At 69.8% G+C, this 22,650-nt stretch carries 19 protein-coding genes; 8 read left to right on the plus strand and 11 right to left on the minus strand.

Going from position 1 to position 22,650, the window contains the following annotated elements:
• Positions 1-73: 73 nt before the first annotated feature.
• Positions 74-2,308: a transglycosylase domain-containing protein gene (locus tag ACFYWI_RS20920; RefSeq protein ID WP_389234404.1), complete on the plus strand. Its 2,235-nt coding sequence runs from the start codon at positions 74-76 to the stop codon at positions 2,306-2,308.
• A gap of 256 nt (positions 2,309-2,564) precedes the next feature.
• On the opposite strand, the gene ACFYWI_RS20925 is transcribed toward ACFYWI_RS20920, so the two are convergent.
• From ACFYWI_RS20925 to ACFYWI_RS20940, 4 genes are all read right to left on the minus strand, one after another.
• Complete coding sequence (locus tag ACFYWI_RS20925; RefSeq protein WP_389234407.1) at positions 2,565-4,028, minus strand: catalase; 1,464 nt, start codon at positions 4,026-4,028, stop codon at positions 2,565-2,567.
• Between the two features lie 107 nt (positions 4,029-4,135).
• The gene (locus tag ACFYWI_RS20930) at positions 4,136-6,073 is read right to left on the minus strand and encodes a SpoIIE family protein phosphatase (RefSeq protein ID WP_389234410.1); all 1,938 of its coding nucleotides are present in this window, start codon (positions 6,071-6,073) and stop codon (positions 4,136-4,138) included.
• A gap of 326 nt (positions 6,074-6,399) precedes the next feature.
• A complete protein-coding gene (locus tag ACFYWI_RS20935; protein WP_389234413.1) occupies positions 6,400-7,077 on the minus strand; it encodes a DUF402 domain-containing protein in 678 nt (225 codons plus the stop codon).
• A gap of 80 nt (positions 7,078-7,157) precedes the next feature.
• Positions 7,158-8,552 (minus strand): class II fumarate hydratase, encoded by a 1,395-nt coding sequence (locus tag ACFYWI_RS20940; protein WP_389234416.1) that lies wholly within the window; start codon positions 8,550-8,552, stop codon positions 7,158-7,160.
• Between the two features lie 106 nt (positions 8,553-8,658).
• Between ACFYWI_RS20940 and ACFYWI_RS20945 the strand changes: the two genes are divergently transcribed.
• The gene (locus ACFYWI_RS20945) at positions 8,659-10,215 is read left to right on the plus strand and encodes a ricin-type beta-trefoil lectin domain protein (protein ID WP_389234419.1); all 1,557 of its coding nucleotides are present in this window, start codon (positions 8,659-8,661) and stop codon (positions 10,213-10,215) included.
• Between the two features lie 130 nt (positions 10,216-10,345).
• On the opposite strand, the gene ACFYWI_RS20950 is transcribed toward ACFYWI_RS20945, so the two are convergent.
• Positions 10,346-12,022, minus strand: a complete 1,677-nt coding sequence (locus tag ACFYWI_RS20950; protein WP_389234422.1) for a fumarate hydratase — start codon at positions 12,020-12,022, stop codon at positions 10,346-10,348.
• Between the two features lie 189 nt (positions 12,023-12,211).
• Between ACFYWI_RS20950 and ACFYWI_RS20955 the strand changes: the two genes are divergently transcribed.
• Positions 12,212-12,874 (plus strand): DUF1707 domain-containing protein, encoded by a 663-nt coding sequence (locus ACFYWI_RS20955; RefSeq protein ID WP_389234426.1) that lies wholly within the window; start codon positions 12,212-12,214, stop codon positions 12,872-12,874.
• 153 nt (positions 12,875-13,027) lie between these two features.
• Positions 13,028-13,381: a WhiB family transcriptional regulator gene (locus ACFYWI_RS20960; protein WP_389234429.1), complete on the plus strand. Its 354-nt coding sequence runs from the start codon at positions 13,028-13,030 to the stop codon at positions 13,379-13,381.
• A gap of 238 nt (positions 13,382-13,619) precedes the next feature.
• Here ACFYWI_RS20960 and glpX read toward each other — a convergent pair whose 3' ends face one another.
• Positions 13,620-14,651 (minus strand): class II fructose-bisphosphatase, encoded by a 1,032-nt coding sequence (gene glpX / locus ACFYWI_RS20965; protein WP_389234433.1) that lies wholly within the window; start codon positions 14,649-14,651, stop codon positions 13,620-13,622.
• Positions 14,652-14,785: 134 nt separating this feature from the next.
• On the opposite strand from glpX, the gene ACFYWI_RS20970 reads away from it, so the two are divergent.
• Positions 14,786-15,355: a DUF4245 domain-containing protein gene (locus ACFYWI_RS20970; RefSeq protein ID WP_389234841.1), complete on the plus strand. Its 570-nt coding sequence runs from the start codon at positions 14,786-14,788 to the stop codon at positions 15,353-15,355.
• 79 nt (positions 15,356-15,434) lie between these two features.
• Here ACFYWI_RS20970 and ACFYWI_RS20975 read toward each other — a convergent pair whose 3' ends face one another.
• The 3 genes from ACFYWI_RS20975 to xseA form a co-directional block, all read right to left on the minus strand.
• Positions 15,435-16,025, minus strand: a complete 591-nt coding sequence (locus tag ACFYWI_RS20975; protein WP_389234436.1) for a malonic semialdehyde reductase — start codon at positions 16,023-16,025, stop codon at positions 15,435-15,437.
• Positions 16,026-16,149: 124 nt separating this feature from the next.
• Positions 16,150-16,392 (minus strand): exodeoxyribonuclease VII small subunit, encoded by a 243-nt coding sequence (locus tag ACFYWI_RS20980; protein ID WP_389234439.1) that lies wholly within the window; start codon positions 16,390-16,392, stop codon positions 16,150-16,152.
• A 69-nt stretch (positions 16,393-16,461) separates the two neighbouring features.
• Complete coding sequence (gene xseA, locus ACFYWI_RS20985; RefSeq protein WP_389234442.1) at positions 16,462-17,670, minus strand: exodeoxyribonuclease VII large subunit; 1,209 nt, start codon at positions 17,668-17,670, stop codon at positions 16,462-16,464.
• Positions 17,671-17,784: 114 nt separating this feature from the next.
• Here xseA and ACFYWI_RS20990 point away from each other — a divergent pair, with 114 nt between their 5' ends.
• Positions 17,785-18,777: a 4-hydroxy-3-methylbut-2-enyl diphosphate reductase gene (locus ACFYWI_RS20990; protein ID WP_389234446.1), complete on the plus strand. Its 993-nt coding sequence runs from the start codon at positions 17,785-17,787 to the stop codon at positions 18,775-18,777.
• Positions 18,778-18,843: 66 nt separating this feature from the next.
• Positions 18,844-19,581 carry a polyphosphate--glucose phosphotransferase gene (ppgK, locus tag ACFYWI_RS20995; protein WP_389234449.1) on the plus strand — a complete coding sequence of 246 codons (738 nt, stop codon included), beginning with the start codon at positions 18,844-18,846 and terminating at the stop codon, positions 19,579-19,581.
• 131 nt (positions 19,582-19,712) lie between these two features.
• Here the strand turns inward: ppgK and ACFYWI_RS21000 are convergent, their stop codons facing one another.
• The gene (locus tag ACFYWI_RS21000; protein ID WP_389234452.1) at positions 19,713-20,282 is read right to left on the minus strand and encodes a DUF6542 domain-containing protein; all 570 of its coding nucleotides are present in this window, start codon (positions 20,280-20,282) and stop codon (positions 19,713-19,715) included.
• A gap of 184 nt (positions 20,283-20,466) precedes the next feature.
• On the opposite strand from ACFYWI_RS21000, the gene ychF reads away from it, so the two are divergent.
• Positions 20,467-21,555 carry a redox-regulated ATPase YchF gene (gene ychF, locus ACFYWI_RS21005; RefSeq protein ID WP_389234844.1) on the plus strand — a complete coding sequence of 363 codons (1,089 nt, stop codon included), beginning with the start codon at positions 20,467-20,469 and terminating at the stop codon, positions 21,553-21,555.
• A gap of 280 nt (positions 21,556-21,835) precedes the next feature.
• Here the strand turns inward: ychF and ACFYWI_RS21010 are convergent, their stop codons facing one another.
• Positions 21,836-22,543 carry an SDR family oxidoreductase gene (locus ACFYWI_RS21010; RefSeq protein WP_389234455.1) on the minus strand — a complete coding sequence of 236 codons (708 nt, stop codon included), beginning with the start codon at positions 22,541-22,543 and terminating at the stop codon, positions 21,836-21,838.
• Positions 22,544-22,650 lie beyond the last annotated feature (107 nt).

Here is a 22,650-nt window from a genome sequence, read left to right on the forward strand (position 1 = left end):
GACCACAGAGCGACGCGACGACGACCAGACGGACGCGACGACGGACGAAGACGAAGAGCGGAGCAACGAAGCGATGGGCCGAGCGGAAGCGCGACAGGCGGCCCGGCAGCGCGGTGCGCGCCGGGCGAAGAAAGCGGGGCCCACGGGCATACGCCGGTTCTTCACCTGGAGGAAGCTGCTGGGCACCTTCTTCGGGCTGTGCCTGCTGGTGATGGCCGCGTTCTTCGTGGTCTACCTGCTGGTGCCTGTGCCCAAGCCCAACGCCGAGGCCAAGCTGCAGAGCAACGTCTACAAGTACAGCGACGGCAAGATCCTCGCCCGTACCGGCACGGTCAACCGGGAGATCGTCGAGCTCGGGGACATCCCCACGGACGTCCAGTTCACGTTCGTCGCGGCCGAGAACAAGACCTTCTTCCAGGACTCCGGCATCGATTTCAAGGGCACCGCCCGCGGTCTGATGAACACGCTCAGCGGCAAGGGCAAGCAGGGTGGCTCGACCATCACCCAGCAGTACGTCAAGAACTACTACCTGGACCAGGACCAGACGGTCACCCGCAAGCTCAAGGAGCTGGTGATCTCGCTGAAGGTGGATCAGAGGCAGGAAAAGACCGAGATCCTCGCCGGGTACATCAACACCAGCTTCTACGGCAGGGGCGCCTACGGCATCCAGGCCGCGGCCCAGGCGTACTACGGTGTCGACGCCGACAAGTTGAACGTCGCCCAGGGCGCGTATCTCGCGGCCCTGCTCCAGGCCCCCAACCAGTACGACTGGGCGATCGCCTCCGACACCGGCAAGAAGCTGGTGACCGAGCGCTGGAACTACGTACTGGACAACATGGTCGAGGAGGGCTGGCTCGACCAGCAGAAGCGCGACGGCCTGAAGTTCCCCGTCCCCAAGGAACCGAAGGCCCTGCCCGGCCTCAGCGGCCAGACCGGGTACATCGTCGAGGCGGCCAAGGAGGAGCTGGCCCGGCAGGGGCTCGACGAGAGGGAGCTCGTGGCCGGCGGCTGGACGATCACCCTCAACGTCGACTCCAAGCGTCAGAAGGAGCTCGAGAGGGCGGTCGGGGAGCAGCTCGAGGACGAGCTCGACCGCAAGGGCAGCAAGGTCGACGCCACCGTGCAGGCCGGCGCGACCTCCGTCGACCCCAAGACCGGCAAGGTCGTCGCCATGTACGGCGGTGTGAGCGCCACCAAGCACTGGATGTCGAACGCCACCCGCCGCGACTACCAGCCCGCCTCCACCTTCAAGCCCGTCGTGTTCGCCTCCGCGCTCGAGAACGGATCGAAGACGCAGGACGGCCGCCCGATCGGCATCAACACAATCTACGACGGCACCAGCAAGCGCCCGGTCGAGGGCAGCGACACCCCCTTCGCCCCGCAGAACGACCTGGGCCGCAGCTACGGTCCGGTCACCGTCCAGACGGCGCTGAACAGGTCGATCAACTCCGCCTTCGCGCAGATGGCCGTCGACGTGGGTCTGGACAACGTCAAGAGGACCGCGCTGGACCTGGGCGTGCCGGACAAGAACTTCCCGTTGCGGCCGTCGATCGCGCTTGGCACCATGGGCGCCTCGACCTGGGACATGGCCGGTGTCTACGCGACCCTCGACAACCATGGCAAGAAGGTCACGCCGACGATCGTCGCGAAGGTCGAGCACAAGGACCGCCAGCTCGATCTCCCTGACCCGATCGGCGACCAGGTGATCAGCCGCGAGACGGCCGACACGGTGACCGCCGGGCTGACGGGCGTGGTGAAGAACGGCTCCGGCATCAACGCGAAGTCGGGTGCGTACGAGGCGGCCGGCAAGACCGGCACCTCGGAGAACAACAAGTCCGCCTGGTTCGCGGGTTACACCCCCGAACTCGCCACCGTGGTGGCCCTGTTCGGAGAATCGCCCCCCAGTGAGGGCGGCCGCCAGGTCTCCCTCACCGGCACCGCGGAGGCCGGCCGCGCCAACGGTGGTGGCTTCCCCGCCAAGATCTGGGCCGACTACACGCTGGGCGCGCTGAACGGCGGCTCGGACGCCGAGTTCGACCTGGACGTCGCGGAGATCGCCAGCCCGGACCCGGTCCCGACGCCGACAGACACCGCGACGGAGACCGAGGATCCGGACCCGACGCCGACCGAGGACCCGACCGAGGACCCGACGGAGGACCCGACGGAGGATCCGACGCCGACCGACGACCCGACGCCGACCGACGATCCGACGCCGACCCTCTCGCCATCCGGCGGGGCGACGTTCACGCCGCCGGTCGAACCGGGGGACGAGGACCCGGACGGCACACGGGCGCGCCCCAGACCATGAGGCAGGGGCTCTGAGCCCCGCGCGCGCGACGGCGCCCGTGGACCCGGCCGGGTCCACGGGCGCCGTCTGCTCGGTCAGCCACGGTCCGGGCTGCGGGGGTGGGTTTCGGGGGAACCGATCGCCGGGGGTGACCCTCAACGGCCTCTGCCGTGGTCGGGGACGGTCCGGGCTGCGGGGGTGGGTTTCGGGGGAACCGATCGCCGGGGGTGACCCTCAACGGCCCCTGCCCTCGTCAGCCACGGCCCCGGCTGCGGGGTCAGCCGCCGTTCACCTTCTTGGCGATCCGGTCCCCGACATCCAGGTCGATGTTGCGCCAGTACTCCAGCGCCCGCTCCAGCACCGGCTTGCTGACGTCGGCCAGCAGATGGCCGCTGACGTTCGACACCAGCCGGTCACGCGCCGCGTCGTCCAGGACCTCGCGGACCATCGTGCCCGCCTGGCCCCAGTCGTCGTCCTCGGCGTGCAGCTTGTACGCCTCGCGCACCAGCTCGCCCGCGGCCTCCCAGCCGGCCGGTTCGCCGAACCGCCCGAAGTCGGCAGCCGGTCCGCCGTACGAGTTCGGCGCGTACGGCCGTGCCGCGTTCGACGGCACGTACCGCATCGCGCCGTCCTTGGCATACGAGTTCACCGCCGCGTGCGGCCGGTTGGGCGGCAGCTGGGCGTAGTTCGGCCCGATCCGGTACCGGTGCGTGTCCGGGTAGGAGAACAGCCTGCCGAGCAGCATCTTGTCCGGCGAGGGCCCGACGCCGGGCACCATGTTCGACGGTTCGAAGGCGGCCTGCTCGATGTGGATGAAGTAGTCCTCGGGGTTCTTGTTGAGCGTCATCCGGCCGACGTCGATCAGGGGGTAGTCGGCGTGCGGCCACACCTTGGTCAGGTCGAACGGGTTGAAGCGGTAGTCGGGGGCGTCGTCGAACGGCATGACCTGGACCTTCAGGGTCCACGACGGGGCGTTCCCGGACTCGATCGACTCGTACAGGTCACGGCGGTGCTTGTCCCCGTCCGAGCCGGCCAGCTCATCGGCCTCCGCCTGGGTGAGGAAGTCGATGCCCTGGTCGGTCTTGAAGTGGTACTTCACCCAGAACCGCTCGCCCTCGCCGTTGATCCACATATAGGTGTGGGAGCCGTAGCCGTTCATATGGCGGTAGGTCTTCGGGATGCCCCGGTCGCCCATCAGCCAGGTGACCTGGTGCGCGGACTCGGGTGAGAGCGTCCAGAAGTCCCACTGCATGTCGTTGCTGCGCAGCCCGGTGGCGGGGTGGCGCTTCTGGGAGCGGATGAAGTCCTGGAACTTGATCGTGTCGCGAACGAAGAAGACCGGCGTGTTGTTGCCGACCAGGTCGAAATTGCCGTGCTCGGTGTAGAACTTCAGCGCGAAGCCACGCGGGTCGCGCCAGGTGTCGGGGGAACCCTGCTCACCGGCGACCGTGGAGAAGCGGGCCAGCATCTCGGTGCGCCTGCCCGGCTGGAAGAGGTCGGCCTTGGTGAACTGGCTGACGTCGTTGGTCACTTCGAAGACGCCGTACGCTCCCGCTCCCTTGGCGTGCACCACCCGCTCGGGAACCCGTTCACGGTTGAACTGGGCCATCTTCTCGATCAGATAGTGGTCCTGGAGCAGGATCGGACCGTCGCGGCCCACGGTGAGCGAATGCTCGTCACTCTCCACCGGGATACCGGCATTGTTGGTCGTGTAAGGAGCCCTGGGGGATGACTCGGTCACGAGCGTCCTCCCATCCGTTCGAGGGATTTGTGGTCGCTTCGGCCGTCTGCCCCAGTCAACTCCGCCCATGCGAACTCGGCAACATCTGGACGGATTCCAGATGTGGGTTACGTACGGGTGGGCAGCTCGAACCAGACCACCTTGCCGCTGGACAGCCGGGTCGCCCCCCACCGCCTGGCCAGGCGGTTCACCAGGAACAGTCCGCGACCGCCCTCGTCGGTGTCCCGGGCCCTCCGCTGTCTGGGCAACTGCGGGGAGTCGTCGCCGACCTCGCAGCGCAGCACGTCCGTCCGCAGCAGCCGCAGCGTCACCGGCCGCTCGGCGTACCGCACGGCATTGGTCACCACTTCGCTGACCAGCAGCTCCACCGAGTCGCTGAGCTCCTCCAGCCCCCAGCGGGACAGCGCGCGGCGGGCCAGCCTGCGGGCCCGTCCCGGAGCCGCGTCCTCGGGCTCCAGGAACCAGTAGGCGACATCGCTCGGCGCGATCCCGTCGAAGCGGGCCGCCAGCAGAGCGATGTCGTCGTCCCGGTCACCGGGGCCGAGCATGTCCAGTACGTCGTCGCAGAGCGCCTCCAGCGGCGGCGAGTGGTCGGGGCCGGTCAGCTGGGCGGTGGCGGCGAGCCGCTCCCGCAGCTGCTCGATACCGGTCCACACGTCGCGCAGCCGGGACTCGACGAGGCCGTCCGTGTACAGCAGCAGCGTGGCCCCGGCCGGGGCGTCCAGCTCCACGGCCTCGAAGTCCACCCCGCCGACGCCGATGGGCGCACCGGGCGGCACGCGCAGCACCTCCGCCCGTCCGCCCAGGTGCAGCAGGATGGGCGGCGGGTGACCGGCGTTGGCGATGGTGATCCGGTGCGAGACCGGGTCGTACACCGCGTACAGGCAGGTCGCCATCCGGTCGGTGCCCAGCCGCTGGGCCTGCTCGTCCAGATGGTGCAGGACCTCCTGGGGCGGCAGATCGAGTCCGGCCAGGGTCTGCGCGGTGGTCCGCAGCTGCCCCATGATCGCGGCCGATGTCATCGAGTGGCCCATGACATCCCCGACGACCAACGCGACGCGGCTGCCCGGCAGCGGGATGGCGTCGTACCAGTCACCGCCGACCCGGGCGGTCTCGGCGGCCGGCAGATAGCGCGAGGCGAGCCGGACGCCGGTCGGCTGGGGCAGCGAGTCGGGCAGCATGGTGCGCTGCAGCTCGTCGGCGATGTACGCCTCGCGGCCGTACAGCACGGCCTTGTCGATGCCGAGCGCGGTGTGGGTCGCCAGCTGGGCGGCGACCAGCAGATCGTTGGGCTCGAAGGCGGGCCGGTCGGGGCGGCGCAGGAAGACGGCGGCACCTATGACGCGTCGCCGGCCGCGCAGCGGGGCGAGTATGGCGCGATGGCCGCTCGGTACGGAGCGCCCGTCGCCGAGCAGCTCCGGCAGGGCGGCGCGGGCGGCCGCCGAGTCGCCGAAGACGGGGCGCACCCCGCGCAGCACCTCGGACAGGGCCCCGCCGGAACGCACTTCGCACAACTCGGCGGCCGGAGCGAGGTCGTGCTGGGAGTCGAGGACCGGCATGGCGGAGGCCATGCTCTGGTCCGTGTCGTCACCGCTTAAACGCAGCCGGTCGGTGCGGCGCAGCCGCAGCACGAAGGGCGACACGGGCCGTTCGTCGCCCACGGGCAGCGGGTCGCGGAGATAGACGAGGATCGCGTCGGAGAACGTCGGCACGGTCGCCCGGCACAGGCCGAGCACGATCTCGTCCAGATCGATACCGCGCGCGATCCGCCGGGTGGCGGCCCCCACGAACCGCAGCCGGTCGCCCTCGCGGCGCGCGGTCCCCGCGATGTCCTGAGGTGGCTGCGGCTGCGACTGGGCGGATGTCTGCGCCTGTGCCTGCAGCGGTGACTGGGCGGCGTGCGGCTGGGGTTGCGGCTGGGGCTGCGGCGGCGGCCCGGCAGGGGCGGCCGCGGCCGCGGGCGACCGGTCCCGCGGCCGGGTGCGTTCCTGCGGCCGGGCAGCCAGGGGCTGCCGGCCTTCGTGGGAGGTGGGATGCTCCGTCACGCGTGGGATTCCGTCCGTCCGGGCCGGTTGGGCGATGCAACCGCCTCGTGGGGCGGTATACCCGCTCTGCGGGCAGCGACGACAGGGTGGCGGGCATCCGGCACAGCTCCACCCCCTGTTGAGAGTCGTGATCGTTTGTGATGACTTACGGTCGGGCTCTTCCCTGCGCTCAGATCTCCCTTGTACGGCGCAGCCTTGCGGACGACGATCCTACGTTTGACCCCAGGGGGCGCATCAAGAGTCTCACGAGGTCGTATGCGCCGGAGCGTGTTCCCGAACGGGAATCAGCCACTTCACTCAACTCCCCCGGACACGGTGACCGGAGGTCAGGAGGCCAGCCGCGCCGGGGCGCGGTCCCAGTCCGCCGGGAGGTGGGGGACCGGCCAGGACGGGTCCGGGCGCCACTGTTCCCAGCCGTCGCAGAAAGGGGTTTCCCAGGCCCCGATGGCCCGGACGGCCGCCCGGCCCGCCTCCCGTACCCGCTCGGCCTTCTCCGCGGCCATCAGGCCGACGTGCTGGGCCTGGGCGAACTCGTCCTCGTCGCGCCACAGCCAACTGCGGTCCGGGTAGACCGAGATGTCGAGGAAGTGGTCCTCCGAGTCGATGCCGCCGGTCCACCGGGTGCGGGGCTCCTCGAGGTTGACGTACCAGCTCTTGAAGCGCCAGCCCGGTTCCCAGAACAGCCAAGTGGACCACGGGTCGCCGGGACGGGCCAGCTTGAGGACCCCGGTGCCGAACCAGCGGTCGCGGGTGACGGTGCGGGGTGCCGTGTAGCGGGTGGCGAGCGGCTCCTGGTGGACGGGGGTGCCGTCGGCGAGCACCGGCTTCACGCACTCCGTGCCCGGGGCCATCCACACCGCCAGCAGCTCCTCCGTGTCCTGGACGACGGTCACAGGGCGGCAGATGGTGAGCGAGCGGCCGTGCAGGTCGGGCGCATGGCCACGGTAGCGCCAAAGGATCTGGTCCCCCGGCGTCCAGCGTGCGATGTGTTCCCTGCCTGTCATGAGCAGATTTTAGGAGGACGGCACCTGCGCCGCTGCGACGCGGGTCACGGTCGCGCGTCACGGGCGCCCGCTCCCGCGGCTCACGGGTGCGTCATACGCAGCACGTCCAGCGCCTCGTCCAGTTGCTCCAGGGTCAGCGCTCCACGCTCCACATAGCCGGACTCGAGGACGACCTCCCGGATCGTCTTCTGTTCGGCGAGCGACCGCTTGGCGACCTTCGCCGCCTCCTCGTACCCGATGTACTTGTTCAGCGGCGTGACGACGGCGGGCGAGGACGCCGCGTACTCGCGGGCCCGCTCGACATTGGCCGTGATCCCGTCGACCGTACGGTCCGCCAGCAGACGTGAGGCGTTGGCCAGCAGCCGGACCGACTCCAGGAGATTCCTGGCGATCACCGGAAGCATCGCGTTCAGCTCGAAGTTCCCGCCCGCGCCGGCGATCGCGACCGTGGCGTCGTTGCCGGCCACCTGCGCCGCCACCATCAGGACGGCCTCCGGGACCACCGGATTGACCTTGCCCGGCATGATCGAGGAACCGGGCTGCAGATCGGGCAGACTGATCTCGGCGAGGCCGGTGCGCGGTCCGGAGGCCATCCAGCGCAGATCGTTGCAGATCTTGGTCAGCGAGACGGCGATCGTCCGGAGCTGGCCGGACGTCTCCACCAGGCCGTCGCGTGCGCCCTGCGCCTCGAAGTGGTCGCGTGCCTCCGTCAGCGGGAGCCCGGTCACCCGGGCCACCTCGGCGATGACCGCGGCCGGGAAACCGGGCGGGGTGTTGATGCCGGTGCCCACCGCGGTGCCGCCGAGGGGAAGTTCGGCGAGGCGGGGAAGGGACGCCTTCAGGCGCTCGACCCCGTACCGGACCTGGGCCGCGTAGCCGCCGAACTCCTGGCCGAGCGTGACAGGGGTGGCGTCCATCAGATGCGTACGGCCCGCCTTGACGACCGCGGCGAACGTCGCGGCCTTGCGCTCCAGCGAGGCGGCCAGATACTCCAGCGCCGGGATCAGATCGTCGGTCACGGCCGCGGTCGCCGCGATGTGGATGGAGGAGGGGAAGACGTCGTTGGACGACTGGGAGGCGTTCACATGGTCGTTGGGGTGCACGTCGCGGCCGAGCCGCTCGGCGGCGAGCGTCGCGAGGACCTCGTTGACGTTCATGTTCGACGAGGTGCCGGAGCCGGTCTGGAAGACGTCGACCGGGAAGTGTTCGTCCCAGCGGCCCTCGGCGACCTCGGTGGCGGCGTCGGCGACGGCCTCGGCGATGTCCTTGTCGAGCACGCCCAGTTCGGCGTTGACCTTTGCGGCAGCCGCCTTGATACGGGCCAGGGCCGCGATGTGCGAGCGCTCCAGTCGCTGCCCCGAGACGGGGAAGTTCTCCACGGCCCGCTGGGTCTGGGCCCGCCACTTGGCATGGGCCGGGACCCGAACCTCGCCCATGGAGTCGTGCTCGATCCGGAACCCGCTCGTGTCGCTCATCGGTGTCATGCCTCCTGAAAAGGTGAGCAGTTGTCCTGTTCCGTCTATTCCCATCTGCGCTACCCGCCAGTAAATACCCCGGGAAACCACATTCCGGGGAGGCGCAATGAAGGGCACCGGTCACAGACACCGCACATCCCGCACTGCCCGCACACCCCGCACCCTCCGCCGTACGGTCGCGACCGCCGCCGTACTCGCCACCGTCCTGGGTGGGACGGCCGCCGCCGTGACGCCCGCCGTGGCCGACCCCTCCACCACCGCATCAGTCCCTCTGCCGCCCGACCTGGAGGCCGTCCGCGCCGCCGAGGCCACCGCGCTCTACGGCAGTCCCGCCGAACGCCCGCTCGCCCAGCGCAAGACCGGCCTGATCTCGCTCGGCGACAGCGAGATCTCCGGCGAGGGCGTCGGCACCTACGAACCGGGCACCAACGGCCCCGACAACTGGTGCCACCGCTCGCCCGACGCGGCCATCCACCGCACCGCCATCGCCGCCGACGTCACGTACAACGTCTCCTGCTCCGGCGCGTACACCGGAAACATCAGGATCGGCGGCGGCAAGCAGTACTCCGACGAGCTCGTCCAGAGCGACAACCTCGCCATCAAGGCCCGCAACACCCGTATCAAGATGGTGCTGTTGGTGGCGGGGGCCAATGACGACCTCCAGTTCGGCCCGGTGATCACCGACTGTGTCGTGCGCTATCTGACGCTCCAGGGACCGTGCGCCCCCAAGTACGCCCCCGGCTGGCAGGCCCGCGTCGACGGCCTGGTGCCCAAGGTCGAGCAGACCGTACGTGACCTGCGCACCGTCATGCGCGACGCCGGCTACGCGGACGGCGACTACAAGCTGGTCGTCATGGGCTACCCGAGCCCCATCGGCCCCGACTTCCGCGACAACGCGAACTTCCCGGGCAAGCTGATCTGCGGCGGGCTGGGATACGACTCCGACACCGTGTGGGGCCGCAACACCGCGGTCCCCGCCTTCGAACGCGGTATGCGCCAGGTCGCCCGGAACACGGGCGCCCTCTACCTGGACAACTCCCGCCTCTTCCATGGCCATGAGGTCTGCATGGAGGACACCTGGGCGCGCGGGCTGTACGTGGACATCACCAACCCCTTCCCGCCGGACTCCAACTCGTTCCGGCAGTCCTTCCACCCCAACGCCCGCGGCCACGCGGCCTTCGCCACCTGTCTCACCCAGCTCTACAACTCCGGGCTGCGTGAGGCGAGCTGCGCGGATGTGGCGTCCAGCGGGAGGCCTGAGCTCTTCCAGCTGGCCTGGGACGACGCGTACCGCCCGCTGAGGAACGAGGGCACGGGCAGCTGCGTGGATGTCGAGGCGGCGGTGAGCCGCAACGGCACGGCCGTCCTCGGCTGGGACTGCCACGGCGGCCGCAACCAGGGCTGGTGGTACGACGCCGCCCGCCGGACGCTGCACACCGAACTGACCCAGGACCGCTGCCTGGACGTCTCCGGCGGCACCTACCGCGCGGGCGCGGCGCTGATCGTGTGGAACTGCCACGGGGGCGGAAACCAGCAGTTCGTCCGCGAGGCCGGGACGCTTCGGCCGGCGGCGGCGCGGTCGTTGTGCCTGACGGTGGCCTCACGGGGTGAGGCGGTGCGGCTGCAGCCGTGCACGGGGGCGTCGAACCAGCGCTTCGCGTAGGTCTTCCTCTCCCCCTGCGGGGAGTGTCCTCAATCGCCGGACGGGCTGATTTTCAGCCTCGCCGGCGATTGAGGCGCGGGGGCCCGGAGGCGGAGCCCCCGGGAACGGGAAGGGGCGGGGTGGGGAAGATCTATGCGAGCCCCGGCCCCCGCACCGGGATCGAGGTGAACGTCGGCGCGGGGGCCGGCTCGGTGAAGAAGTCGTTGCCCTTGTCGTCGACGACGACGAACGCCGGGAAGTCCTCGACCTCGATCTTCCAGACCGCCTCCATGCCGAGCTCCTCGTACTCGACGACCTCGACCTTCTTGATGCAGTCCTGCGCGAGGCGCGCCGCCGGACCGCCGATCGAGCCGAGGTAGAAGCCGCCGTGCGTGCCGCAGGCGTCGGTGACCTGCTTGGACCGGTTGCCCTTGGCGAGCATGATCTTGGAGCCGCCTGCCGCCTGGAACTGCTCGACGTAGGAGTCCATCCGGCCGGCCGTGGTCGGGCCGAAGGAACCGGAGGCGTAGCCCTCCGGGGTCTTGGCCGGGCCCGCGTAGTAGACCGGGTGGTCCTTCAGGTACTGCGGCATCTCCTCGCCCGCGTCCAGCCGCTCCTTGATCTTGGCGTGCGCGATGTCGCGCGCCACGACCAGCGGGCCGGTCAGCGAGAGGCGGGTCTTGACCGGGTACTTGGAGAGCTCGGCCAGCATCTCGTCCATGGGGCGGTTGAGGTCGATCCTGACGACGTCCCCCTCCTCGGCAAGCTGCTCGTCCGTGGTGTCCGGCAGGAAGCGTGCCGGGTCGGTCTCGAGCTGCTCCAGGAAGACGCCCTCGGCGGTGATCTTCGCGACGGCCTGGCGGTCGGCCGAGCAGGAGACGGCGATCGCGACGGGCAGCGAGGCGCCGTGCCGGGGCAGGCGCACCACGCGCACGTCGTGGCAGAAGTACTTGCCGCCGAACTGCGCACCGATGCCGATCTTCTGGGTGAGCTCGAAGACCTTCTCCTCCAGCTCCTTGTCCCTGAAGCCGTGACCGGTGGGGGAGCCCTCGGCCGGCAGCTCGTCCAGGTAGTGCGCGGAGGCGTACTTGGCGGTCTTCAGCGCGAACTCGGCACTCGTGCCGCCGACGACGATCGCCAGGTGGTACGGCGGGCACGCGGCCGTGCCCAGCGAGCGGATCTTCTCCTCCAGGAACTTCATCATGCTCGCCTCGTTGAGCACGGCCTTCGTCTCCTGGTAGAGGAAGGACTTGTTGGCGGAGCCGCCGCCCTTGGCCATGAAGAGGAACTTGTACGCGCCGCCGTCGGTGGCGTACAGCTCGACCTGCGCGGGCAGGTTGGAGCCCGTGTTCTTCTCCTCCCACATGGTCAGCGGAGCCATCTGCGAGTAGCGCAGGTTGAGCTCGGTGTACGCGTCGTAGATGCCGCGGGAGAGGGCTTCCTCGTCGCGGCCCTCGGTCAGCACGTTCTGGCCGCGCTTGCCCATGACGATCGCCGTGCCGGTGTCCTGGCACATGGGCAGCACACCGGCGGCCGCGATGTTGGCGTTCTTCAGCAGGTCGAGGGCGACGAACTTGTCGTTGGAGGACGCCTCGGGGTCGTCGGTGATCCGCCGCAGCTGGGCGAGGTGGGCGGGGCGGAGGTAGTGCTGGATGTCGTGGATCGCCTCGGCGGCCAGCTTGCGCAGTGCTTCCGGCTCGACCTTGAGGAAGGTGCGCCCGTCGGCCTCGAAGGTCGAGACACCCTCGGCGGTCACCAGCCGGTACGGGGTGGTGTCCTCTCCGAGCGGGAGCAGATCCGTGTACGCGAACTCCGGCATTTCGCCCATTCCTCACTTGACAGACAGCGGCTGGCCTCCATTGGCAGCGCAATCCAATGTAGAGCGCCCGGGAAGCGTCGATCCTGTGAGGTAGGGCTCACTTGGACGGTGGCAGGTGTCGGCGCCAGTGCCGGACCCGTGCCCGGACCCGGCGTGGGCCACTAGTCGCGATCTATCGCGTTTCGCTACGCTGGCTCCGTGGACCTCGACAAGCAGCCCCAGAAGCCGGCCGTCCCCCTGGACGCCGACGGCGCCATCCGCGCCTCGGACGCCGATCGCGACCGGATCGCGGACATCCTCCGGGAGGCCATGGCCGAGGGCCGACTGGACGCCGAGGAGCACTCCGAGCGGATCGACGCCGTCTACCGCGCCAAGACCGTCGGAGAGCTCGAGCCGCTGGTACGGGACCTGCCGGCGACCACCAGGCGCGCGGCCGCCCCCGCCGAGGACCTGTACGGCTCCGAACTGCCCACCGGCCCCGCCGAGAACCTGATCGCCGTCTTCTCCAGCACCACCCGCAAAGGCCGCTGGCGCGTCGGACGCAGGACCAACAGTTTCGCCCTCTTCGGCAACATCGAGATCGACCTCACCGAGGCGCTCTTCGGGCAGCGGCTCACGGTGATCAACGCGACGTCCATCTTCGGCAACGTCGAAGTGCGCGTCCCGGAGAACATCTCACTGCGCGGCAGCGGCACCGGGATCTTCGGGAACTTCGAGGTCCACACGCTCGAGGCGGCCGACCCGCAGGCGCCGGTGGTCGTCGTGAACGGGTACACGATTTTCGGCAATGTCGAGGCCAAGCCGAAGCGGGGCCGCCGTATCTCCGATCTCCACGGCCGCCTGCGCAAACACCTCCACTGACGCCGCCGCGGCACGGTGCTTTTCCGCGCAGCCCGCGCGGGTGCGCAATTCCGTACGTCGGAACTCAGTGCCACTCAGTGCATAGGCGTGCGCACAGCGGGTAGGGAGTGCTGCATCGTCTCTCGCTCGCGAAGCCGTCGTCAGGAGTAGACCGTGCTGCAACTGCCGCATCAGTCCCTGCAGGTAGCCGCCGTGCCCACCCAGCGCAGTCCTGCTCGGGAGGATCAGGCCGGCCCCTGGCACGCGGAGGCGGTGTGCCGCCGGGACGAGGCCGGATTGTTCTTCGCCCCGTCCAAGGAACCGACGGCCGCGAGGCTGTCCCGGGAAGAGGCGGCCAAGCGGGTCTGTGCCCGCTGCCCCGTGATGGTGGAATGCCGCGAGCACGCGCTGCTCCAGCCCGAGCCGTACGGCGTGTGGGGCGGGCTCACGGCCGCCGAGCGCCGCGTGGTGCTGGCGAGGCGCCGCAGGCGCGAGATGGAGCTGAAGAAGCCCGCGTCGGCAGCCTGACCGGCCTGGCGGCGCGGTTTCGCTCAGGGGATTCGTACGGCATGGGAGAGGCGCCCCCGTCGGACATGGGGGCGCCTCTCTTTTTCTGTTTTCTGTGGCTCGGCTCTCCCCCTGGCTTCGTCGGGGGACCCCCATGTGGCGCTGAAGCGTGCATCGACGGTCGATCACGCTCGGCTGCTCGTTCCTCGCAGCCTCCGCGTGTTCTTCCCTCGCTGTACCCGCTGATGGGCCTCGGCGACTACTGCGCGCGGTCGAAGTCGATCGCGCTGTACGCCCGCAGCTTCGACAGCTTGTGTGTCGAGTCGATCTTGCGGATCGTGCCGGACTTGGAGCGCATGACCAGCGAGGACGTGGTGGCGGTCTCCGCGCGATAGTGCACGCCGCGCAGCAGCTCACCGTCGGTGATGCCGGTGGCGACGAAGAACACGTTGTCACCGCTGACCAGGTCGTTCGTGTGGAGAACCCGGTCCAGGTCGTGCCCGGCGTCGATCGCGCGCTGCCGCTCGGCGTCGTCCTTCGGCCAGAGCTTGCCCTGGATCGTGCCGCCGAGACACTTGATCGCGCAGGCGGAGATGATGCCTTCCGGCGTACCGCCGATGCCCATCAGCATGTCGACGCCGGTGCCCTCGCGGACGGCCATGATCGAACCGGCGACGTCGCCGTCCGAGATGAACTTGATCCGGGCGCCGGTCTCACGGATCTCCTTGACCATGCCCTCGTGGCGGGGGCGGTCCAGGATGACGACCGTGATGTCCTCGGGATTGGCGTTCTTCGCCTTGGCGACACGTCGGATGTTCACCGAGACCGGGGCGTTGATGTCGACGAAGTCGGCGGCCTCGGGACCGGTGACCAGCTTCTCCATGTAGAAGACCGCGGACGGGTCGAACATGGTGCCGCGGTCGGCGGCGGCGAGTACGGCGATGGCGTTCGGCATGCCCTTGGCGTTGAGCGTGGTGCCGTCGATCGGGTCCACGGCGATGTCGACCTCGGCGCCGGTGCCGTCACCGACCCTCTCGCCGTTGAACAGCATGGGAGCTTCGTCCTTCTCGCCTTCGCCGATGACGACGATGCCGTTCATCGAGACGGTGGAGACAAGGGTCCGCATGGCCCTGACAGCCGCTCCGTCGGCGCCGATCTTGTCGCCGCGCCCGACCCAGCGACCGGCGGCCATGGCGGCGGCCTCGGTGACCCGGACGAGCTCCAGGGCGAGGTTGCGGTCGGGGGCCTCGGGCGAGACCTCGAGCTGGGGCGGCAAGTTGTGCTCGGTCATCGGAGCGCACCTTTCTGTACGACGACGGCCGGGAAAAGAGGGTGATGCGACTCTATCGGTACGTCGACAAAATGAGCAGAGGGGGCCACGTCTGAGCAGAGGCCGCGGATGCGAACATGGTGGGCGTGGCAGGTATGCGAGGCAGACAGACGGTACGCGACATGGTGCTGTCGATGGCGGTGATCGGCGCCGTCGTCGCTGGGATCTACATGTTGGTTCCGCATGACGACAGGGCAAACCCGATCAAGGCGGTCGACTATCGCGTGGAGCTCCGGACCGCGCAGCGTGCGGCGCCGTACCCGGTGGCGGCGCCACAGGGCCTGGCCAAGGGGTGGAAGCCGACTTCCGTCTCCTACACCGGTTCCGAGGGCCACGCCTGGCACCTCGGCTTCCTGGACCCGGACGGCGAGTACGTCGCGGTCGAGCAGTCCACGGCGTCGTCCGCGAAGTACATCCGCGCGGTGAGCCAGCAGGCGAGCGACACCAAGAAGACCCGGCAGGTCGCCGGGGAGGCCTGGCAGCTCTGGGAGGGGTCGAAGTACGACGCCCTGGTGCTGAAGTCCAAGGGCTCGACGACGGTCGTCACCGGCACCGCCTCGCCGCAGAGGCTCGCCGAGATGGCCGCGGCGCTGGAGGCCGGAAAGGTGCCCGAGAAGACGCCCGAAAAGGCCCCGGGGAAAGCATCCGAAGGCGCGCCGGAGTAGGCGCCCCCGCAGCAGTGAACGGCACAGGCCTCCGTACCCGATCCGGGTACGGAGGCCTGTGCCGTGTCCCAGCAGGCGCTCAGACGGTGCTGACGACCTCGTCGTACGACAGCCGCGGGGACCGCGGGAACGACGCGTCCTCGGCGGGCTTGCCGATGTTGACGACCATCAGCGGGGTGTGGTCGCCGTCCAGGAACTCCTTGTGGACGCCGGCGGCGTCGTAACCGGTCATGGGGCCTGCGGCCAGACCGGCGGCGCGGATACCGACGATGAAGTAGGCGGCCTGCAGGGCGGCGTTCAGGCCGGCGGCCGACTCACGCGCCGGGCGCTCGCTGAAGAACATGTCCTTGGCCTGGGGGAAGTGCGGCAGCAGCTTCGGGAGCTCCTCGTGGAACTCGTTGTCGGCGGCAAGGATCGCGACGAGCGGGGCAGAGGCGGTCTTCGCCCGGTTGCCCTCGGCCATGTGCGCGACGAGGCGCTCGCGGGCCTCGTCGGACCGGACGAGCACGATGCGCAGCGGGGTCTGGTTGAAGGCGGTCGGGCCGTACTTGACCAGGTCGTAGATCGCCTGGACCTGCTCCTCGGTCACCGGCTCGTCGGTGAACGAGTTGGCGGTGCGGGCCTCACGGAAGAGGAGGTCCTGGGCGGCGGAGTCGAGAACGAGTGACATGCTGGCGTGCCTTCCGGTGCGTGCAGGAGTTTTACGGCGCTTCCAACACCCGACCGGTACGTTAAATTTCAACTACCTGGTGATCGTGACCCGGATCACTTCCCGCGCCCGGTCCGACCCGCTCTCACTCCTCGGCGGCACCGGTGCCGGGGCCGTCGTTCCCGCCCGCGGAGAGTGCCGCGTCCAAGCGGGCGCGGGCGCCCTCCAGCCAGTGGCGGCAGACCTTCGCCAGCTCCTCGCCGCGTTCCCACAGCGCCAGGGACTCCTCGAGCGTCGTCCCACCCGCCTCCAGGCGGCGTACGACCTCGATCAGCTCGTCCCGCGCCTGCTCGTACCCGAGCGCGGCCTCTTCCGTCTTGGCAGCCATGCGATCCACCCTATGTGTGAGCTACGACAACGACAGCGATGCAGTACGCCCGGGCATCCTGCCCGGGACTCACTCGGCGACCCGCACCGCGAACTCGCCCTCGAAGACACGCGCCCGCAGCTCGTCGCCCGCCGCGACCTCGTCCGGCGAGCGCACCACCGCCCCGTCCGCACGCTGCAGTACCGCGTACCCCCGCTCCAGTGTCGCCGCGGGCGACAGCGACAGGACCCGTGCGCGGGTGTGGGCCAGCTCCGAGTCCGCCCGGTCCAGCAGATGTCCCAGGACCCGGCGGCTGCGCGCCACCAGCGACTCCACCTCCTGCTCGCGCTCGTCCACCATCCGGTGCGGATGCTCCATCGACGGCCGGGCCAGCGCATGGGCCAGGCCGCGCTCCTCCCGCTCCAGCAGCCCCTGTACGTGACGAAGCGCGCGGTCCCGCAGCTGCCGCACCCGCTCCAGCTCCTCGCCGACGTCCGGGACGACCTTCTTCGCCGCGTCCGTCGGTGTGGAAGCCCGCAGGTCGGCGACCAGGTCGAGCAGCGGCGAGTCCGGCTCGTGCCCGATCGCGGAGACGACCGGTGTGGCGCACGCGGCCACCGCCCGCACCAGCTGCTCGTCCGAGAACGGCAGCAGGTCCTCCACGCTGCCGCCGCCGCGGGCCACGATGATCACGTCGACGTCGGGCAGTGCGTCCAGTTCCTTGACGGCCTGGACGACCTGCGTGACGGCGTGCACGCCCTGCACGGCCACATTGCGCACCTCGAAACGGACATGGGGCCAGCGCCGCCGCGCGTTCTCCAGCACGTCGCGCTCGGCCGCGGAGGCGCGGCCGCACACCAGCCCCACCCGGTGCGGCAGGAAGGGCAGCGACTTCTTGCGCTCGACGGCGAAGAGTCCCTCCGCGCCCAGGGTCCGCTTCAGCTGCTCCAGCCGGGCGAGCAGCTCGCCGATCCCCACCGGCCTTATCTCCACCGCCCGCAACGACAGCTGTCCCCGCGGCGCGTACCACTCCGGCTTGGCGTACAGGACAACGCGCGCGCCCTCCGACACGACGTCCGCGACCGCGTCGTAGACCTGCCGGAAGCAGGTGACGCTCACGGAGATGTCGTGGGACGGGTCGCGCAGCGTCAGGAAGACGACGCCGGCGCCCGGGCGCCGCGACAGCTGGGTGATCTGCCCCTCGACCCAGACCGAGCCGAGCCGGTCGATCCACCCTCCGATGAGCCGCGACACCTCGCCGACGGGCAGGGGAGCGTCCGCGGACGTGTTGAGAGCCATACGGGCGAGCGTATCGGCCGACTCCGACAGTCCCGCCGACCCGAACCGGCCGCGCCCGGCCCGGCCGGTCCGGTGCCGCAGGGCGAACACCCGCCTGTTCTGCGCGGCCTTACGATGGGACGCATGACTGCTTCGACCCCTGCCCGACGCGTCCTGCTCGCCGCTCCCCGTGGCTACTGCGCGGGCGTGGACCGCGCCGTGATCGCCGTGGAGAAGGCCCTGGAGCAGTACGGGGCGCCGATCTACGTCCGGCACGAGATCGTTCACAACAAGTACGTCGTACAGACCCTGGAACGGAAGGGTGCGATCTTCGTCGACGAGACGGCGGAGGTTCCCGAGGGCTCGATCGTCATGTTCTCCGCGCACGGCGTGGCCCCCGTCGTCCACGAGGAGGCCGCCGCGCGCAAGCTGGCCACCATCGACGCGACCTGCCCGCTGGTCACCAAGGTCCACAAGGAAGCGGTCCGTTTCGCCAGCGAGGACTACGACATCCTGCTGATCGGCCACGACGGCCACGAAGAGGTCATCGGCACCTCCGGCGAGGCCCCCGAGCACATCACCCTGGTCGACGGCCCCGAAGATGTGGCGAACGTCGAGGTCCGCGACCCGTCCAAGGTCGTCTGGCTCTCCCAGACCACGCTGTCGGTCGACGAGACGATGGAGACGGTCGGGGCGCTGAAGGAGAAGTTCCCGCTGCTGATCTCGCCGCCGAGCGACGACATCTGCTACGCCACCCAGAACCGTCAGATCGCCGTGAAGCAGATGGGCGCCGAGGCCGACCTGGTCATCGTCGTCGGCTCCAAGAACTCCTCGAACTCCGTCCGCCTGGTCGAGGTCGCACTCGGCGCGGGCGCGCGCGACGCCCATCTGGTCGACTTCGCCGAGGAGATCGACGAGGCGTGGCTCGAGGGCGTGACGACGGTCGGCCTCACCTCGGGTGCCTCCGTCCCCGAGGTACTGGTCGAAGGCGTCCTGGAATGGCTGTCGCAGCGCGGCTTCGAGGACGTCGAGATCGTCAAGGCGGCCGAGGAGTCCATCACCTTCTCGCTCCCCAAGGAGCTGCGCCGTGATCTGCGCGCCGAGGCGGCCGGACTCTCCGGCAAGTAGCCGGGGGCTCCCGGGAAGTGATCGAACAGGCGGTGCCTGTCGGCCCCTGGCCGTAACGTTGTGTCCATGAACGTGTTCGGAGTGGACATCGGTGGAACCGGCATCAAGGGCGCTCCCGTGGACCTGGAGCGCGGCGACCTGACGCAGGAGCGTCACAAGGTCCTGACCCCGCACCCGGCGACGCCGGCTGCGGTGGCGGACGGCGTCGCCCAGGTGATCGGCCATTTCGGCTGGACCGGCCCGGTCGGCATCACCTTTCCCGGAGTCGTCACCGGCGGGATCACCCGCACCGCGGCCAATGTCGACAAGGACTGGGTCGACATGGACGCCGGGAAGCTGCTCGGTGAGCGTCTCGGACTGCCGGTGACGATCCTGAACGACGCGGACGCGGCGGGCGTGGCGGAGATGACGTTCGGGGCGGGCCGCGGCCGCAAGGGCACGGTGATCCTGCTGACGTTCGGTACGGGCATCGGAAGCGCGGTCTTCACCGACGGCCGACTGGTACCGAACTCGGAACTGGGCCACCTGGAGCTGCACGGGCACGACGCCGAGAAGCACGCCTCGTCGAAGGCCAAGGAGGACGAGGAACTGAGCTGGCCGCACTGGGCACGCCGGGTCCAGAGGTATCTGGCGCATGTGGAGATGCTGTTCTCGCCGGAGGCGTTCATCATCGGCGGCGGGGTGAGCCGCAAGGCGGACAAGTTCGTGCCGCTGATCGAGGGCGTGCGGGCGGAGATCGTTCCGGCGGGGCTGCAGAACAACGCGGGCATCGTGGGCGCGGCAATGGCGGCGGCGGGCCGGTAGCGGGGGTCGTGCCCAGCCCGGGGGCTCTCCGGGTTACAGCCGCACGCCGTACGGTCGCCGGTGCCCAGGGGGAGGCTCCAGTCGGTCGGAGCCGTACCGAATCCTCGGCTGCCGTCGCCCGGGCGCGGGGCTCAGCCGCGACGGACGGGGCCGCCGGGGCCGCGCGGCCGGCCGCCGCGACGCATGCGGCGCCCCATCATCCGCACCTTCCGCACGCAGGTGATCAGCCCGGCGATCAGCGTCCCTCCGTAAAGCCAGCCGGCGTGCACGGCGAGCGCGGTGACCACGGCCATCATCCGCCCGCCGAAGCCGCCGTTCCCGCCCGCGATCGGCACGATCCCGACGGCAAAGGCGATCGGTACGGTGATCGGGGCCGTGACCAGGTCGGCCTCCCGCACCCACAGGGCGGTCAGCGCACTCACGGGCAGGAACAGCAGCCCGTAGACCACGGCCGAGCCCCCGAGGAGCAGCTGGTTCAGGCTGCCGAGCACCAGCATCACCGCCGCACCGAACAGTCCCGCCCCCAGGCCGGTCAGCCGGGGGTTGGGCAGTCGGCGCAGGGCCAGTACGACCGGCGGCGCGGGCCGCTTCGGAGCGGTCACCGGATACACCGCGGGACGCTCGGCCAGCGCGCCCTGCGGGGACAGCGGGGCCTGGGGGCGCTGCCGGGGCTGGGGGCTACTTGTCCTGTGCTGCTCCACCTGACCAACGTAGGTCGGGAAGAGGGAGGAAACAGGTACCAGACACGCCCTTTGGATGACCTTGGTCCTGAGTTCGGCGACCGGCGCCGTCGATGCCTGCTTCGGCCCGCCCGTAAACTGGGGGATCGGCCCACCTCCGGGCCGTACGGCCACCAGCCAGTCCTCACTCCAGGAAGTCGCCAACGTGTCGCTCACGATCGGAATCGTCGGCCTGCCCAATGTCGGCAAGTCGACCCTGTTCAACGCCCTGACCAAGAACGACGTGCTGGCGGCCAACTACCCGTTCGCCACCATCGAGCCGAACGTCGGTGTCGTCGGCGTCCCGGACGCCCGGCTGACCGAACTGGCCGGAATCTTCGGGTCGCAGCGGATCCTCCCGGCGACGGTCGACTTCGTCGACATCGCGGGCATCGTGCGCGGCGCGAGCGAGGGCGAGGGACTGGGCAACAAGTTCCTCGCGAACATCCGTGAGTCGGATGCGATCTGTCAGGTCATCCGTGCCTTCAAGGACGAGAATGTCGTGCACGTCGACGGCAAGGTCTCGCCCGGGGACGACATCGAGACGATCAACACCGAGCTGATCCTGGCCGACCTGCAGACCATCGAGAAGGTTCTGCCGCGCCTGGCCAAGGAAGCCCGCATCAAGAAGGACGTGGCCCCGAAGGTCGCCGCCATCGAGGCCGCGCAGGCCATCCTGGAACAGGGCAACACGCTCTTCTCCGCGGGCATCGTCCAGGGCAGCGAGAAGGACGAGCTGCTGCACGACCTGCACCTGCTCACCTCCAAGCCCTTCCTCTACGTCTTCAACGTCGACGAGGAAGAGCTGGTCGACGAGGACTTCAAGAACGAGCAGCGCGCCCTGGTCGCCCCCGCCGAGGCGATCTTCCTCAACGCCAAGCTGGAGCAGGACCTCGCCGAGCTCGACGACGAGGACGCCATGGAGCTCCTCCAGTCCGTCGGCGCCGAGGAGCCGGGTCTGGCGACCCTCGCCCGCGTCGGATTCGACACCCTCGGCCTGCAGACCTACCTCACGGCGGGCCCGAAGGAGTCCCGTGCCTGGACGATCAAGAAGGGCGCCACGGCCCCCGAGGCGGCCGGTGTGATCCACACCGACTTCCAGAAGGGCTTCATCAAGGCCGAGGTCATCTCCTTCGCCGACCTGGTGGAGACGGGCTCGGTCGCGGAGGCCCGCGCCAAGGGCAAGGCGCGTATGGAGGGCAAGGAGTACGTGATGCAGGACGGCGACGTGGTGGAGTTCCGCTTCAACGTGTAGCCGCGCGTCACACGTGCGCATCAGCAGGGCCGGGCTCCGGAGAGCCCGGCCCTTCCCCGTTCCGGACCGATGCGGTGCTGACTCTTCAGGGGTTTCGGGGCGGAGCGAGTTTGTCCGGGTCGAGGCGGATCTCGAACGGCAGCGGATGTGGGAGTGGGTCCGGATTGCGGCCTCCGCGTACGTGCGGAGCTTCACCGTGCCGTCCCGCTGGGCGGATTAGGGGGAGACGACCTCGACGACGAGTCGCACGTCGTCCGGTGCGAACCGCGTCCGGTCGCGCTCAGACCGGTTGGCCGATCGGGCGGATGATCACGGTGTTGATGTCCACTCCGTGCGGCCGGCCGATCGCCCACACGATCGAGTCGGCGATCTGGTCGCCCGTCAGCAGATGGCCGTCGGGGAGGGTGCCCAGGGTGTCCCAGAAAGGGGTTTCCACGCGGCCGGGGGCGATCAGGGTGACGCCGACGCCGTCGGCCGTCACCTGGCGGCGGATGTTCTCCGCGAGGCCCGTGACCGCCCACTTCGTCGCGCCGTAGATGTTGCCCGGAGTGTTCTGGACGCCCGCCACGCTGCCGATCAGGACGATCCGGCCACGGCTCTCCTTCAACGCCGCCAGCGAGGCGCGGATCAGCAGGGCCGGGCCGAGTACGTTCGTCAGGACCATCTCGCGCCAGCCGGCCGGGTCGCCGTCCGCCAGGGTGTCGTGGGTGGCGAAGCCCGCGTTGGCGACGACCGTGTCGAGGCGGCCGAGCTCCTTGACCGTGGTGTCCACGGCCGACTGGACCGACTCGTGGTCGGCTGCGTCACCGGGAAGCGTCAACAGTTCCGCGGGTGACCCCAGCTCACTCGCGAACCGGCGCAGTCGGTTCTCGCTCCGGCCGGTGACGGCCACGCGGTGGCCGCAGTCCAGCAGCTGGCGGGCCGTAGCAGCCCCGATCCCGCTGCCGCCGCCGGTGATCAGCGTGACGGGCGTGTCGTTCCCGGACATGTCTCCCCCTGATCAACTGGTACTGGGTGAAGGGGATTTCAGCACTTCGAGTGCGGTCGATGTCAACCACGTCACAGCCTGACGCGCCCCCATGCGGCATGGTGTGC

Source organism: Streptomyces sp. NPDC002889 (assembly GCF_042888425.1).
GTDB lineage: Bacteria > Actinomycetota > Actinomycetes > Streptomycetales > Streptomycetaceae > Streptomyces.